Annotated in this window: 14 protein-coding genes; 11 read left to right on the forward strand and 3 right to left on the reverse strand. The window is 35.6% G+C overall.

Going from position 1 to position 15,163, the window contains the following annotated elements:
- The first annotated feature begins 134 nt into the window (after positions 1-134).
- The 3 genes from SLH48_RS02585 (at position 135) to SLH48_RS02595 (ending at position 2,963) form a co-directional block, all read left to right on the forward strand.
- Entirely contained in the window at positions 135-1,415 is a 1,281-nt protein-coding gene (locus SLH48_RS02585) for an APC family permease (RefSeq protein WP_320256895.1), read from the forward strand.
- Positions 1,416-1,486: 71 nt separating this feature from the next.
- A complete protein-coding gene (trhA, locus tag SLH48_RS02590; RefSeq protein WP_214480183.1) occupies positions 1,487-2,119 on the forward strand; it encodes a PAQR family membrane homeostasis protein TrhA in 633 nt (210 codons plus the stop codon).
- 322 nt (positions 2,120-2,441) lie between these two features.
- A complete protein-coding gene (locus tag SLH48_RS02595; protein ID WP_214480182.1) occupies positions 2,442-2,963 on the forward strand; it encodes a DinB family protein in 522 nt (173 codons plus the stop codon).
- A gap of 275 nt (positions 2,964-3,238) precedes the next feature.
- Here SLH48_RS02595 and SLH48_RS02600 read toward each other — a convergent pair whose 3' ends face one another.
- A complete protein-coding gene (locus tag SLH48_RS02600) occupies positions 3,239-3,718 on the reverse strand; it encodes a hypothetical protein (RefSeq protein ID WP_320256896.1) in 480 nt (159 codons plus the stop codon).
- A 470-nt stretch (positions 3,719-4,188) separates the two neighbouring features.
- Between SLH48_RS02600 and SLH48_RS02605 the strand changes: the two genes are divergently transcribed.
- Entirely contained in the window at positions 4,189-6,282 is a 2,094-nt protein-coding gene (locus SLH48_RS02605; protein WP_320256897.1) for a neutral/alkaline ceramidase, read from the forward strand.
- A 57-nt stretch (positions 6,283-6,339) separates the two neighbouring features.
- Here the strand turns inward: SLH48_RS02605 and SLH48_RS02610 are convergent, their stop codons facing one another.
- Positions 6,340-6,963, reverse strand: coding sequence for a nitroreductase family protein (locus tag SLH48_RS02610; protein ID WP_410628270.1), 624 nt, complete (start codon positions 6,961-6,963; stop codon positions 6,340-6,342).
- A gap of 233 nt (positions 6,964-7,196) precedes the next feature.
- On the opposite strand from SLH48_RS02610, the gene SLH48_RS02615 reads away from it, so the two are divergent.
- Both SLH48_RS02615 and SLH48_RS02620 read left to right on the forward strand, forming a co-directional pair.
- Positions 7,197-8,147, forward strand: coding sequence for an aromatic acid exporter family protein (locus SLH48_RS02615; protein ID WP_320256899.1), 951 nt, complete (start codon positions 7,197-7,199; stop codon positions 8,145-8,147).
- Positions 8,148-8,218: 71 nt separating this feature from the next.
- Complete coding sequence (locus SLH48_RS02620) at positions 8,219-8,731, forward strand: L,D-transpeptidase (RefSeq protein WP_320256900.1); 513 nt, start codon at positions 8,219-8,221, stop codon at positions 8,729-8,731.
- Positions 8,732-8,820: 89 nt separating this feature from the next.
- Here the strand turns inward: SLH48_RS02620 and prli42 are convergent, their stop codons facing one another.
- Positions 8,821-8,916 (reverse strand): stressosome-associated protein Prli42, encoded by a 96-nt coding sequence (gene prli42, locus SLH48_RS02625; RefSeq protein WP_214480176.1) that lies wholly within the window; start codon positions 8,914-8,916, stop codon positions 8,821-8,823.
- A 474-nt stretch (positions 8,917-9,390) separates the two neighbouring features.
- On the opposite strand from prli42, the gene mce reads away from it, so the two are divergent.
- The 5 genes from mce (at position 9,391) to SLH48_RS02650 (ending at position 15,151) form a co-directional block, all read left to right on the forward strand.
- On the forward strand, positions 9,391-9,804 hold the full coding sequence (gene mce, locus SLH48_RS02630; protein ID WP_320256901.1) for a methylmalonyl-CoA epimerase: 414 nt from the start codon (positions 9,391-9,393) through the stop codon (positions 9,802-9,804).
- Between the two features lies 1 nt (position 9,805).
- Entirely contained in the window at positions 9,806-11,356 is a 1,551-nt protein-coding gene (locus tag SLH48_RS02635; protein WP_214480174.1) for an acyl-CoA carboxylase subunit beta, read from the forward strand.
- A gap of 657 nt (positions 11,357-12,013) precedes the next feature.
- The gene (locus tag SLH48_RS02640; protein WP_320256902.1) at positions 12,014-13,132 is read left to right on the forward strand and encodes a tripeptidase T; all 1,119 of its coding nucleotides are present in this window, start codon (positions 12,014-12,016) and stop codon (positions 13,130-13,132) included.
- Between the two features lie 263 nt (positions 13,133-13,395).
- Positions 13,396-13,860 carry a chemotaxis protein CheW gene (locus SLH48_RS02645; protein ID WP_320256903.1) on the forward strand — a complete coding sequence of 155 codons (465 nt, stop codon included), beginning with the start codon at positions 13,396-13,398 and terminating at the stop codon, positions 13,858-13,860.
- A gap of 40 nt (positions 13,861-13,900) precedes the next feature.
- Positions 13,901-15,151, forward strand: a complete 1,251-nt coding sequence (locus SLH48_RS02650) for a DNA polymerase IV (protein ID WP_320256904.1) — start codon at positions 13,901-13,903, stop codon at positions 15,149-15,151.
- Positions 15,152-15,163: the final 12 nt, after the last annotated feature.

Consider the following 15,163-nt stretch of genomic DNA (forward strand, 5'->3'; position numbering starts at 1 on the left):
TTCATGAAGAATCGATCGTTTTATTCGATTGTTTTGTTCGGAACTATCTATTTTACTGAAGTGAGAAACGAAGATATAATCAAACCAACAAACATTAAACGATTTATCATTATTTTACATTGGAGTGAAGAAAAATGAAATCAAAACTTATTGGTCCACTGCTTTTAAGTGGTTTAATTATCGGTCCAATACTTGGGTCAGGTATCATACTATTGCCTCCAATCATTAAGGAACAGGCTGGAAATTCCGCTATTATTGCTTGGCTGATCATTACGATCTTAAGCTTTCCCTTTGCTTATGTGTTCGGCAAGCTTAGTATTTTATTTCCTGGTGATTCAGGTGTGACGAATGCAGTAAAGCACACTTTTGGTGACGCTATTAAGCAATTAACAGCTGTTTTTATGATACTGGCAGTTTGTGTAGGCCCAGTAGCGGTGTTAATGACTGCGAGTGAGTATATTTCATTGTTATTTCAAGTGTCTACAATAAAAGTTGAAATATATGGAATTGTGCTGTTAATCATATGTCAGATGATATTGTTGAGAAACATTTCCTCTTTAGGAAAAATCTCATTAGTATTAACATCTATTTCAGCACTCGTATTATTTATTGGAGGCCTTTCAACTCTACTATTTTATAGATCAGAAGTATCAATAGTAGGGTCACTTAATATTCAATCGTTAGGAAATAGTGTGTTACTTCTTTTTTGGGCAATGATGGGATGGGAGATTATTGGAAACTATTCAATGGAAGTGAGAGATCGTGAAAAAACGATTAAAAAGAGTGTTTTCTTTAGTGCAATTATCATTGCGATCATTTATATAACTGTTGCTGCAGCTTATCAGTGGATTGACACAGCTGCCTTAAACAGTGGGCAAGCCTCTTCTCAGCTCAAATTGGCGTTAATCATAGCACCTCTCTTTGGATCGTATGCAATACCTGTACTGACATTAATTACTTCAGCTCTATGTGTTACTACATATATTATGATCGTAGGTGGGATCGCAAGATTAATTTCTGCTCAAGCTGAAGATAGCAAGTTACCTAAGGTGTTGGGATATAAGTCAAAATCAAATATCCCGATTGTAAGTTTAATATTACTAGCAAGTATCCATTTAATCGTTTTAGTTATTCTGTATACTGATTTAGTTAACCTTGAATTACTCGTTGAAATAGCAAATGCATTTTTTATTAGTAATGCAATTATTGGGTTGCTAGCAGCCATGCGCATCATTAAGAACTGGGCAATTACCTTTAGTTGTATGGTTTTAATTGTAGCCTTATTTTGGATGCTGACATATTCACCAATCTGGGTATTGTTGTTAATAGGCATACTAACCCTTTACGCGATTTTAGCTGAAATGAAAAAAAGATCTACTCGAGTAAAGCTAGTGCAAATGAAAGAAGAAGTGTAACATAACTTTTCATGTCACACTTCTTTTTTAGTAGTATAATATAATGAAACGGAAAGAAAGGAAAAGATATAATGGCCACAACGCATACATTTACGAAAAAAGAAGAGATTGCCAACGCCATAACACATGGAATTGGAGCTTTACTAAGTGTAGCCGCACTCGTTATACTCATTGTTACCGCTGCAACAGAGGGAACAGCATGGCATGTCGTTAGCTTTACGATATATGGTGTGACGATGCTTTTACTATTCTTATCTTCAACTTTAGTTCATAGTTTCCCTGATGGAAGGGTCAAGGATTTATTTCAGATTTTTGATCATTCAGCGATTTACTTGTTTATTGCAGGAACGTATACACCCATTTTATTTACTGTTATTAAAGGTGCGTTAGGCTGGACGTTATTTGGAATAGTTTGGGGTCTTGCCATCGCGGGAGTTATTTTTAAAGTATTTTTTGTTAAGAAATTTCTTTATACTTCTACTTTCATGTATGTATTAATGGGTTGGATCATTGTGTTTGCTTGGAAGCCACTTACTGTAAGTATACCTGTGGTAGGAATGTACCTACTCGTTCTTGGAGGAGTGCTTTATACAGTAGGAACGATTTTTTATATGTGGCGCAGCTTTCCATACCACCATGCAGTTTGGCATTTATTCGTTCTTGCTGGTTCTGCTGCACACTTTTTTGCAGTGTTAAATTTTTAGGATCTTTTCGTGCATTTCGTTATTATACTAGGAAAAAAGTACACATCATTTAACTGATTATTATTGTTATTGAGAAAACAAGATGGTACAAAATAATTAATTCAAGTACAACAACAATACGAATACGGATTTATAATTAAGCTGTAGTAGATATAACAATCTTTTACAGCTTTTTTATTTTATTCTTTGTTCTTTTCGTTTGAATCCAATATAAAAAGAACTAATTTGTTTATTTACAATTTACCTTGGCTGTTCTGGTATACTATCACGCTAAAACGAATAGAATAAGGGTGGCAAATCTATTTCTAGGGGTGGAGAGCAAATGTTAGATTATGAGTTAATGAGTATTGACATGATTAGGAACAAAATACTAGCTAGTGTTGAAGAGTTAACAGATTCTCAAATAAATAAACGAAGTTCAGATGATAAATGGAGTATTGCACAGCTTTTGCGCCATTTGTACGATAGTGAAACTGGACTTACACAGATGATAAAATTTGCAATAGAACAATCTAATACTGGAAATCTAGAAAGAAAACCACTATTCATGATTCTCGATAGAACTCAAAAAGGTAAAGTTCCAGAAGGAAGGGCACCTTCACAAGAATTTACAACGAAGGATGAGTTACTATTACTGTTGGCTCAATCAAGACAAACATTGTTACGGCTAATTGATGAGATTAAAGATCAAGATGAAGTAGAAAGGTTAGCGATCAGTTTTCCCAAGTTTGGTGTATTAAGTGTAGCACAGTGTTTAGAGTTTATCGGCCTTCATGAGTTAAGACACTTTGAACAACTGAATGAGATTAAACTAGAAACTCTTTATGTACCTGTTTCACCATAAATGTTGTAAGCTATTATTGTCACAGTGCTTTTGCTTAGATAGTTGTATTACTTACGACGGATTACAAGGTCATCAATGTGGTTGAGCTTTTATATATTTGGCTGAAAATAGAAAAATTAAATTCACAAGGTGGATCTTATTTTTTGATAAAACGCAGAGTTTGCTTTTTGCAACTCTGCGTTGTTGGTTTTGGTTTATTCAAATACCATGTATAATGAAGAGCTTTACTTCACCTGATTCACCGATGGACAAGTACTTGTTTTTCAAGTTCACTTCTATTCTTTGACTTCTACAACAATACTTCCATAAAGTTTATCCCCTATAAAAGCATTTAATCGCCATAAACCAGCCGTTGGAAGTGAAAACACAGTATGTTGAGACGATTGAGCCCCTAGTACACCTTTTATTCCCGTTTCCTTATCATTTTGATTTACGACTTCCCACCCCTTTGAATCAATCAAAGTTATTTCTTTTCCTGTTTTTTTATGAATACCAATCAATTTAAAATTCTCCTCATTAACTTCTTTTAATTCTTCACCCCAGAAAAACCACCTTGTTTTACCACCTTGACCAATTGTAAAATCCATTGTATCCAAAAAAGCGACTTCACCTTTATATCCTCTTAACTCTCTTTCATGCTCTTCGCTTTTAACAGTAAATGTAGGGGAAACTTCCCAACTCTCCTCAGTAACGGTTCTTTCTGAACAACCTACTAATATTCCAATAACAAACAAACATAGTATATTTCTTTTCATAACAACCTCCTCATATATAATTGACGAATAATTCAAAAAAATGTTTCAGAGAAAGGTAAGCTGATTACCCGTTTTTATAACAAAGCTAACATAAAATCCTATAAATCAATCATAAGAAGCTAAACGAATTATTTTCACTTTATATAACCCAATGAATCCATTAAATATCTTAATTCGAGATGCTAGTTTTTGATCACGTATCTTAAAAGAGGTTTCTTCATTTTTCTTTATGATATGAGCCAAAAATAAGCTATTAAATTGTCATTTGAGTGTGAATGAAATCAAAACCTATTTTTTAAAAAGTTCAAGTAATGTGTGATTAGTGGTACTTTCTACCTGTATACGTATAAATATAAAGTGGTTCTATCGATATATTTTCTGAATTTTCTGCATATAACTAGTTTTGTAGCTTATGAATATATTAAAAACAATATAAACATATTGTTAAACTAGTAAGGAGGAATTTGAAATTGTATAAGAAAATGTTATTACTTGTTATTATTTTTGTTGTTGTACTTTCATACTCGCCTGTAGTAAAAACTGAAAGCGCTACCAATTCAAATGGATTTGATTATTATGTAGGTGCTGGTATGTACGATATAACGGGCCCAGCTGCAGAAGTAGTGATGATGGGGTATGCTGATTCTGCTCAGAAAACAGAGGGTTTGCATTTTCGTTTACGCTCTAGAGCTTTTATAATGAAAGAAAAAGATACAAATAATAATGTTGTATTTGTAAGTGCTGATGTAGGACAAATTTTTCATTCTGTAACACAAGGGGTAATCAATAAATTAGAGCAAAACGGCTACGGTCATCTTTATAATTACAGCAACGTAATACTAAGTGCAACACACAGTCATAGTGGGCCAGGTGGATACTCGCATGAAGGGCTATATAATGTTTCTACATTTGGGTTTCATGAAGAAAACTATCAAGCAATCGTAGATGGGATTTATGAATCTATTATTAGAGCACATTATAATCTTGAGCCAGGATACGTTGAAATAACAGAAGGGTATTTAGACGGAACAAGTGCAAATCGGTCTATTGAAGCATATAACAATAACCCTGAAAGTGAACGAAGTAAATTTCAAGACAGTGTTGATAAAACGGTGACACATCTTAATTTTCGCAATCAACAAGGTGAGTTGCTAGGAATTATAAATTGGTTTGCTGTTCACCCTGTCTCAATGAGTCAAGAAAATCATTTGATTTCGGGAGATAATAAAGGGTACGCATCTTATTTATATGAACAAGAGATGGAGACAGATTATAACGCTAATAAAACATTTGTTGCTGCTTTTGCACAATCAAATGAAGGAGACGTAACCCCTAACATATTTGGAGATGGTAAAGGTTATGGTGATGATGACTTTGATAGTACTAAAAGATCTGGAGAAATTCAATTTGAGAAAGCAAAAGCATTAAGCAACTTAGCTGAAACGCGGTTAACAGGGCAGATACGCTCACGGCATGAATTCGTAGATTTTTCAAATTTAGTAGTTGATCCACAATATACCGATGGTGAAGAAAGAAGAACGTATCCATCGACGATGGGATATTCTTTTGCAGCTGGTACAGAGGATGGTCGAACCAATTTACCGGTTTTTGTTGAAGGAATGACACAACCTGAATATTCAGTTGACGGTTATGATAACCTTGTAACTTATGCACAAGGACTATTGACTCTCGTTCCGCAAATAGGTGAAATGAGTGGGGTGTTATATCCGGAGCTATGGGAGCAGCACTATCCGAAGCCAATATTATTTGCACCGTCAGAAGTATCACCTGATCCATGGACTCCACAAATTATCCCATTACAAATGGTTCAAATTGGTCAGCTTTCGATTCTAGCCGTGCCTGCAGAATTTACATCAATGGCCGGTAGAAGGTTGAAAGAGAGTGTAAATGAGCATATGGCTCCACAATTTAACGGTGAAAATTACGTAGTCATTGCAGGGTTATCAAACTCGTACAGCAGTTATGTTACAACGCCTGAAGAATATGATATCCAGCATTATGAAGGAGCATCAACTCAATTCGGGAAATGGACGTTAAGCGGATACTTGCAAGAATTTGATAAATTATCAAACGCGATTATTAATAATGAAGCAATAGCTCCTGGTCCACTTCCAAAAGATTTAAGTAATGAACAAGTGTATTTTGATATTGGTATCATTTTTGATGCTCCACCAATTTTTAAGGACTTTGGTGATGTAAAAGAAGATGTGCAACCGTCTTATCAAAAAGGGAATATCGTTAGTGTTAGTTTTTGGTCTGGACATCCAAATAATAATCTTAGGACACAGTCCACATACTTAGAAGTTCAAAAGCTTGAGAATGGTGAGTGGATAACTGTTGCTAATGATGGAGATTGGGAAACGAAGTTTAGGTGGATAAGAGAATCAACAATATTAGGGACTTCCTCCTCTTTGATTGAATGGGAAATTCCTTATGACGCAGATGCTGGGGATTACCGAATTGTTCATTATGGTGCTTATCAGACTATTACAGGAAAGGTATATGAGTACGAAGGGACCTCTTCAGAGTTTAATGTAGAGTAAGCGATAAATAGAAGCACTCCTTTATGAGGAGCGCTTCTATTTTTTTAGAGCAAGTTCTTATGTAAACGTAACAAACTCTCTTACTGGTTTTCTATATCCTCTTGGAGAACGACTAGATAATTTTTCTTTGCCAATTGTAATTAATAATACAGGTTCATAGCGATCCTCTAACTGTAAAATCTTTTTTACTTGAGTAGGATCAAAACCAATCATTGGGCAAGTATCCCAGCGGTGTTCTTTAGCTGCAATCATAAATAACATTGCTGATAAGCTAGCATTTCTAATTGCTTCTTCTGTTAAGAATTGAGAACCACGAGATTCATATAGTTGATTAATACTTTGAATCGTATGATCAAATTCTTGCTTACTGAGTATATTTAAGTTTACAAGTCCTTCATATATATCGGCAGCTTGTTGATAAGCTAGGCGATCACCTAAAACAACGATTGTTGCAGAAGCTGTGCCTACTTTGTGTTGACCAAAAGCTGCTTCTTTGAGTGCAAGCTTCGTTTCAGCATTTTGTACGACAACATAGTGTGTATGCTGCAAGTTAAATGCTGATGGAGCATATTTTACTAGTTCAAATATTTGTTCGAAATCATGTTCGGTCATTTTGATATCTTCTTCGAAATTACTTGCGGACCGTCTTTCTTTGATTAATTGCTTTGCGCTCAATTTCAATACCTCACTTTCATCATCTATTGTGATTTGAAAAACATGACTAATTATCTCATATTAAAATATTTTTAATTCGAGATAATTAAAACATCTTTTGCTTTGCTTGTCAATTTTAAAAGCTACACATATCTCCTTTTAACTAACGGAACTTTCAATTCTTTAGCATGCAGTTTATAATTATGTTTGCAAAGAAAGTGTAACTACATATATAGGACTTCACAACCTAGGAGAAAATTATGTTTAAAATTGGTTATCGAACGTTGAAAACTGCACTTGGAATAACGATTTCAATGGCTCTTGCGAATTTTTTGCAATTGGAGAATTACATTTCTGCGGGAATTATTACTGTTTTATGTATTCAATCGACAAAGAAGGAATCGGTTTTGAGCTCAATTGACAGATTTCTAGCTTGTGTTGTTGGAATTATTTTTGCATTTTTATTTTTTGAGGGTTTTGGATATACACCAGTTTCAGTCGGTCTATTAGTTTTATTTTTTATTCCTACAACTGTTATGTTGCGGATTCAGGAAGGAATAATAACGAGTATTGTAATTATTCTTCATTTTTACGCTGCGCAGCAATTTACTGTTCAATTTGTAATTAATGAATTAATTATTATTTTAATTGGTATATTAATTGCGTTACTCGTAAATATATACATGCCAAGTGTTGAAAAAAGATTACGAAGTTATCAACAAGAAGTCGAAGGTAATTTTAAAAAAATATTCGAACATATTGTTGTGTACCTACGAACCAATGATATGAGCTGGAAAGGTGAGGAGATAACAGCAACAGATACGCTAATACACGAGGCTAAAGATGTGGCACTTAAGGACATAGAAAATCGCTTTCTTCGGAAAAAAGATGGTTACTACCATTATTTTACTATGCGAGAAAAGCAGTTTGAAATTATAGAAAGAGTGTTACCTACAGTAACATCTATTACGATCACTGTGGAACAGGGAGAAATAATAGCTGATTTCGTAGAGGAGTTAATTACAGGCATTCATCCTGGTAATACAGCAAAAACATACTTAGTTAAGTTAGCAAATATGAAGAAGAAATTTGAGGACATGCCTTTACCTGTTAGTCGTGAAGAATTTGAGGCAAGAGCTTCTTTACTCCATTTTATAAAAGAAATGGAGCTCTACTTAATTATTAAAGACTCGTTTATACCAATGAACTAGTTAAATCTTGAATAAAACCTCTCGTTCTAATAACACTAAAGATAAAGTGTTTTAAATGGGGGTGGTTAAGTTTGAATTGGTCCATGTTGCTATTGTTTACTATTTCTCTATCTCCAATATGGCCATTAGGGCAAAATCCAATAATTGGTGACCCTTTTGTAATTATTAATAAACAGGACAATAAATTAGCATATATTAATGACGGGGATATACAGAAGGTTTACCCTATCGCTACTGGTGCTACTAACAAAGATACACCACAGGGAGAATTCACGATTATCGTTAAAGCAATTAATCCATATTATCGAAAAAAAGATATTCAAGGTGGCTCCCCAAAAAATCCATTAGGGAGCAGGTGGCTAGGGCTAGATGTCAAAGGTACACAAGGTAGAATTTACGGTATCCATGGTACGAATACCCCTTCATCTATTGGTACATATGTAACACAAGGCTGTGTTAGGATGCAAAATAAAGATGTTGAACAGCTTTTTGAACGATTGCCAATCGGTACAAAAGTTTTAATTGTTCGCAGTGAGGATAGCTTCGAAGAGTTAGCAATACAATATGGCGCAATGAAACGTTGAATGATAAACAGCAAGCTCAGTTCAAATAAAAAGATGAAGTATGAAAAAGCATCGGAATTTGTTTATTCCGATGCTTTAATAATTATATTTTATAGCCACGTACTAGCACCAGCTAATAACGTAGTAAGTAACATTGTACCGAGCATGACATAAATGATAACCTTTTGTGTCTTTTTACGGGACATTCTTTTTCCCCTCCTAAACAAAACTTTCTTTATATCATTTTAACCCCAAATGATAACTTGGACAAGAAGTTATTCTATGAAGTTGTAGTTGATTTTGGAAATTAGAATAATTGAAGGAAAATGTCGCTTTTTGGAGAATAAGATAATTAGGAAAACAAAGCCGACTAAATTCTACATAAAATTAGCCCACCCCCTGTGGGCAATAGTAGGGTTACCCTTGACTCCCACAAGTGTTGAAGACTATACACTATAAGTCGTTTTTGCCTTTAGTTGTATAGATGAAACAACTTGAGAAGCAAGGAGGCGCAGCTGGATAATTGGAAAGCGCATCAGATGTAATTTCACCTAGAATAGAAACCTCTAGACTAGGATGAGGTAAAATATTATGGAAACTACAGCTTTATTACTGATAAGAGTAGCTATATAATCACTATTGTGTGAAGATATGCCTACTAGAAGGGGTGTTATTGCTATATGGTAAAGAAAATTGATCATATTGGTATTGCAGTACGTTCAATAAAGGAAGCGCTACCATTCTATCAAGATGTACTTCAGCTACATTTAGAAGGAATCGAAGAGGTTGAGTCTGAAAAAGTTCGCGTAGCCTTTTTAAAAATAGGTGAATCTAAGCTAGAACTATTAGAACCAATAAACACAGATAGCCCCATAGCAGTTTTTATTGAAAAACGTGGAGAAGGTATCCATCATATAGCATTAGCTGTAGACTCTATAGAACAACGACTAGAAGATATGAAGGTGAACGGGATTCGGATGATTAACGAGAAAGCAAAAACGGGTGCAGGAGGTTCGAAAATAGCTTTTATTCATCCTAAATCGTCAAAAGGTGTTTTATTTGAGCTATGTGAAAAAAGAAAGCAGGAGGATTAGCATGGAAGACATCTATGAAAAAATTAATGACCTATACGATCGACGTAGAAAAGTTGAGATGGGTGGTGGGGATAATAAAATAGCTAAACAGCATGAAAAAGGTAAATTAACAGCTCGAGAGCGTATTGAACTGTTAGTAGATGAAGGAACATTTGTTGAATTAAACCCATTTATTGAACATCGTTGCAACGACTTTGGCTTAGGTAATAAGGAAGGTCCTGGAGATGGAGTTGTAACAGGGTATGGGAAAGTCAACGGGAAACCGATATATTTATTTTCACAAGATTTCACTGTTTTTGGTGGCGCACTAGGGGAAATGCATGCTAAAAAAATAGCAAATGTAATGGATTTAGCCGTTCAAAATGGTGCCCCATTTGTCGGACTAAATGACTCTGGTGGTGCGAGAATCCAAGAAGGGGTTTTGTCTTTAGATGGCTATGGCCATGTCTTTTATAGAAACTCAATCTATTCAGGTGTGATTCCACAAATTTCTGTAATTATGGGACCTTGTGCAGGAGGAGCTGTGTACTCCCCTGCAATTACTGATTTTGTTTTCATGGTAGAAAAGACGAGTCAAATGTTCATCACTGGTCCAAAAGTAATTGAGACTGTAACTGGTGAACAAATTAGCTCAGAGGATTTAGGTGGAGCAAATGTACATAATTCTATAAGTGGGAATGCCCATTTTTCTGGTCAGACTGAAGAGGAAGTACTCGCTCAAGTTCGAAGGTTACTAAGTTATTTACCCCAAAATAATGAGGAGAAGGCTCCGATATATGACGCTTCATCAGATGATGATTATCGAGCAGATTTAACAGATGTGATCCCATTTGATCCTGTACGTCCATATGATGTCCGTAAAGTCATTGAACAAGTGGTAGATGAAGGCTCTTTTTTAGAAATTCATGAGCATTTTGCTCGCAATATAGTTGTAGGCTTTGCGCGAATAAGAGGCGAAGTAGTAGGGCTTGTATGTAACCAACCAAAGTTTATGGCGGGGGGATTAGATATCGATTCTTCAGATAAGGCTGCACGATTTATTCGTTTTTGCGATTCGTTTAACATTCCACTTATCACGTTTGAAGATGTGACGGGCTTTTTCCCTGGTGTTAAACAAGAACATGGTGGAATTATTCGTCACGGTGCAAAAATTTTGTATGCCTATTCTGAAGCGACTGTTCCAAAATTAACAGTAATACTACGTAAGGCATATGGTGGAGCATATGTTGCGCTAAACAGTAAGTCAATCGGAGCAGATATTGTATTTGCATGGCCAAATGCTGAAATAGCTGTAATGGGCCCTCAAGGTGCGGCAAATATTATTTTTGCAAACGAAATTAACGCAAGTGAAAATCCTGAAGAGATACGAGCACAAAAAATAGAAGAATACCGGGAAAAGTTTGCAAATCCATATGTAGCAGCTAGTCAAGGTATGGTTGATGATGTCATCGACCCACGAGAAACGAGAATTAAAATAGTTCAAGCGCTTGAAATGCTGAGGAATAAGAAAGAACAGCGTCCAAAAAAGAAACACGGTAACATCCCGTTGTAGGAACAAAATAGGAGCTTACTGTTCTTCTCGATAAGGGCAGGAACCTTTAACAGAGGAAGACGCACAATGTCTCTTGGCGAAGTGACCTCGAGGGGACAGGCGCTGAAGTTAGCGAGTAACAAAAACGCAAGCGCCTTGTTAATCCCCGACAAGCGCTGGAGCCAACTCGCATGAAGGTGCTTTTTACCTTCAAGTGAATTGGCGAAGTGACCTCGAGGGGACAGGCGCTGAAGTTAGCCAGTAACAAAAATCACTATAGCAGTTAAATACCTCTATAATTAACCCAAGTCCTGTTTGCAATGGTGGATTGCCATCCTTACTCTTCTGACAAGTGTTAGAGTAAACTTGACATGATGGGCACATTAACCAGTTCGCGTTTGTATTGGATTCCTTCTTATAACTAAACATTGAAGTTTAACCGAGCTCTTATTCATATAAACAATAATAGTATTCATTGAGAGAAGCGTTATGTGTTTGAAGTAATGCTTCTTTCTTTTTAGCAGTATAGTTTAAGATGAAGAGGTAATGAATTTAGGATAAAGATAATTTAGGTGGCCTGCATTAGAAGGATGAACAACCGACAAAAGGTGAAAAATAAACTGTTTTATATTACACTAGAAATGTGCAAAAGCTGATAAAAATGATGGAGGAATGACAATGATTCAACAAGATCGTCTAGTTAACGAATTTATTGAACTAGTGAAGGTAGATTCTGAAACTAAATATGAAACAGAAATAGCAAAAGTATTAAAGGAAAAATTTTCATCCTTAGGTGTAAAAGTAGTTGAAGATGATACAACTTCACAGACAGGGCATGGTGCTGGCAATTTAATTTGCACATTAGATGGTACAAAAAATGGTGTTGACCCAATCTATTTTACGTCACATATGGATACAGTAGTACCAGGAAATGGCATCAAACCTTCGATCAAAGATGGCTACATTGTAACTGATGGCACAACGATTTTAGGTGCAGATGATAAAGCTGGATTAGCTGCAATGCTAGAAGCCATTCGCGTGTTAAAAGAAAATAATATAGCGCATGGAACGATTCAATTTATTATTACTGTTGGTGAAGAGTCTGGTCTAGTTGGCGCAAAAGTATTAGACCCATCGCAAATCATTGCAAAGTATGGTTATGCTATTGATAGCGATGGTAAAGTAGGTAATATTGTGGTAGCTGCACCTACGCAAGCGAAAATAATAGCAACCATCCATGGGAAAACAGCTCATGCTGGGGTTGCTCCGGAAAAAGGAGTTTCTGCAATAACAATTGCGTCAAAAGCAATTGCACAAATGCCGTTAGGCCGTATTGATGAAGAAACTACTGCAAATATTGGACGCTTCGAGGGTGGCACCCAAACAAATATTGTTTGTGATCGTGTTGATATTTTAGCTGAGGCACGCTCATTAGTTCAGGAAAAAATGGAAGCACAAGTTGCAAAAATGAAGGATGCCTTTGAATCTGTTGCAGAACAAATGGGTGGAAAAGCTGATGTTGAAGTCAACATTATGTATCCAGGATTTAAGTTTGGAGATGGCGATCATGTTGTTGAGATCGCAAAAAAAGCTGCAAAAAAAATCAATCGTCCATGCGAACTACAAAGAAGTGGTGGGGGCAGTGACGCTAATGTAATTGCTGGGTTTGGAATCCCAACAGTCAACTTAGCAGTTGGTTATGAGGAAATACATACAACAAATGAAAAAATACCAATAGAAGAATTAGTAAAATGTGCTGAAATGGTCGTTGCAATTATTGAAGAAGTAGCGAATTAAGGTAAGGATGAGGCTCCATTTCCTTATCATGGGAAGTGGGGTCGATTTTTTAGCTAAGCACTTTTCTTATCATTTGTTGCTATTGTTGCCAACATTAAATTACCTTAAAAGAAAAGGTGCCATGGATGCTAATTATATATAATTTATAAAACAACAACGAATACAAAAAAAGCCTTTGGAGTCTCTAGAAATGATTTGCATTTCAATTGAATGCACTTAGCAAATAGTTTTTGTAGGCGTTGCCATTTGAAGGGGGAATTTAAATGGAAAGTAATAAAGTGGTCGTTTTTAATATAAATAAGGAAGAATACGGATTTCCAATTAACCAAGTCGTTTCGATAGAAAAAATGGCGTCTGTTACGATCATTCCTCAAATGCCTCCATATGTGATAGGTGTCTTAAAAATTCGCGATGAGCTTGTGCCGATTATTGATACGAGTACTATTTTATTTAACAACTCTTTTGAAACTATGGCTAACATAAAAATAATAGTTACAAAAGCCAAAGATATTACTGTCGGCTTTGTAGTTGATGAAGCAAAGGAAATTATTGATATTGCTAGTGAGTATATAAAAGAGGTTCAACTTGTACAGTTTAAAAAGACATCTTATTTCACAGGTGTAGCAAATCTACAAAGTCGTTTAGTAACTTTAATTGACCCGGCTATGCTATTTGATAGTTTGGAAGGGAAAGAAGATATTAAAGGACATATGCTCAGTCACCAATAATTGGTGACTGTGTTATCACATTAATTTTGGAAGTGTTTTTATGAAACATTTATATCCGAAAAATGGTCAAGTAATTTTACATGTAGACATGAATAGTTTTTATGCATCTGTTGAAGTATCGTATGAACCATCGCTTAAGGGAAAGCCAATAGCGATCGCTGGAAATGTAGAAGAACGAAGAGGAATTATTATAACATGTAGCTACGAAGCACGTGCTCTAGGAGTTAAGACTACAATGCCCGTATGGGAAGCGAAAAAGCTATGTCCAACACTAGCGATAATTAAACCAAATTTCGAAAGATATAGGAAAGCTTCATTGCAAATGTTTGACGTGCTTAGAACTATTACTCCACTTGTCGAGCCGGTGTCCATTGATGAAGGATACGTAGATATTACTAATTGCTATGAGCTCGGTTCACCTCTTCATATCGCCACAGAAATACAAAAAAAGCTTCTTCACAATCTGCAATTACCTAGTAGCATTGGTATAGCACCTAATAAATTTCTAGCTAAAATGGCATCAAATATGAAAAAACCGCTTGGTATCACAATTTTGAGAAAAAGAGATGTAGTAACAAAGCTTTGGCCGTTACAGGTTGATGCCATGCACGGGGTTGGTAAAAGAACAGCAGAAAAGTTAAATACAATCAATATTCAAACGATCGAGGATTTAGCGAAAGGAAACGATGTTCAGTTAAGAAACCTTCTTGGGATTAACGGTATAAAATTGAAGGAAAGAGCAAATGGGCAAGATGGGAGGAAGGTTGACCCAGAGGCGATTTATGATCGTAAAAGTATAGGTAATTCAACAACTTTACCACACGATACAATTGATGACCGTAAAATAGAAAAAGTATTGCAGAAATTAGCCCAATCGGTGGGACAACGTTTGAGGCGTAAACATTTAGTTTGTCAAACAGTACAACTAACGATCCGCTACGCTAATCGCAAAACAATTACTCGCAGTCAAAAGCTTTCAAACCCAATGTCTGACGATGAGATGCTTTTTTCAACAGGGCTACAACTATTAAAAAGCCATTGGGATGAGCAACCGATTCGTCTGCTCGGTATTACAGCTCAAAACTTACTTGAAAAAGAAACTGCATCAAAACAGCTTGATATTTTTTCATTCGAAGATGACGCTAGAGAAGAACCATTAGCTAATACGATAACACAAATAAATGAAAAGTTCGGTAAAGATACGATAAAAAGAGGTGTGAAAGTTAACAAATCAAATGACTATGGAGATAATGAATCAGGCACAAGCTTTGAAAAAGACTTTTTCCTGTAGTACATTAGGGTG

Source organism: Cytobacillus sp. IB215316, from assembly GCF_033963865.1.
In the GTDB taxonomy this organism is placed as follows: Bacteria; Bacillota; Bacilli; order Bacillales; family SM2101; genus Nanhaiella; species Nanhaiella sioensis.

Coding starts and splice junctions, on each gene's coding strand:
- trhA (WP_214480183.1), top strand. CDS start 1,487: ATGGCCACAACGCATACATTTACGAAAAAAGAAGAGATTGCCAACGCC.
- SLH48_RS02585 (WP_320256895.1), top strand. CDS start 135: ATGAAATCAAAACTTATTGGTCCACTGCTTTTAAGTGGTTTAATTATC.
- SLH48_RS02645 (WP_320256903.1), top strand. CDS start 13,396: ATGGAAAGTAATAAAGTGGTCGTTTTTAATATAAATAAGGAAGAATAC.
- SLH48_RS02615 (WP_320256899.1), top strand. CDS start 7,197: ATGTTTAAAATTGGTTATCGAACGTTGAAAACTGCACTTGGAATAACG.
- SLH48_RS02640 (WP_320256902.1), top strand. CDS start 12,014: ATGATTCAACAAGATCGTCTAGTTAACGAATTTATTGAACTAGTGAAG.
- SLH48_RS02600 (WP_320256896.1), bottom strand. CDS start 3,718: ATGAAAAGAAATATACTATGTTTGTTTGTTATTGGAATATTAGTAGGT.
- prli42 (WP_214480176.1), bottom strand. CDS start 8,916: ATGTCCCGTAAAAAGACACAAAAGGTTATCATTTATGTCATGCTCGGT.
- SLH48_RS02595 (WP_214480182.1), top strand. CDS start 2,442: ATGTTAGATTATGAGTTAATGAGTATTGACATGATTAGGAACAAAATA.
- mce (WP_320256901.1), top strand. CDS start 9,391: ATGGTAAAGAAAATTGATCATATTGGTATTGCAGTACGTTCAATAAAG.
- SLH48_RS02650 (WP_320256904.1), top strand. CDS start 13,901: ATGAAACATTTATATCCGAAAAATGGTCAAGTAATTTTACATGTAGAC.
- SLH48_RS02635 (WP_214480174.1), top strand. CDS start 9,806: ATGGAAGACATCTATGAAAAAATTAATGACCTATACGATCGACGTAGA.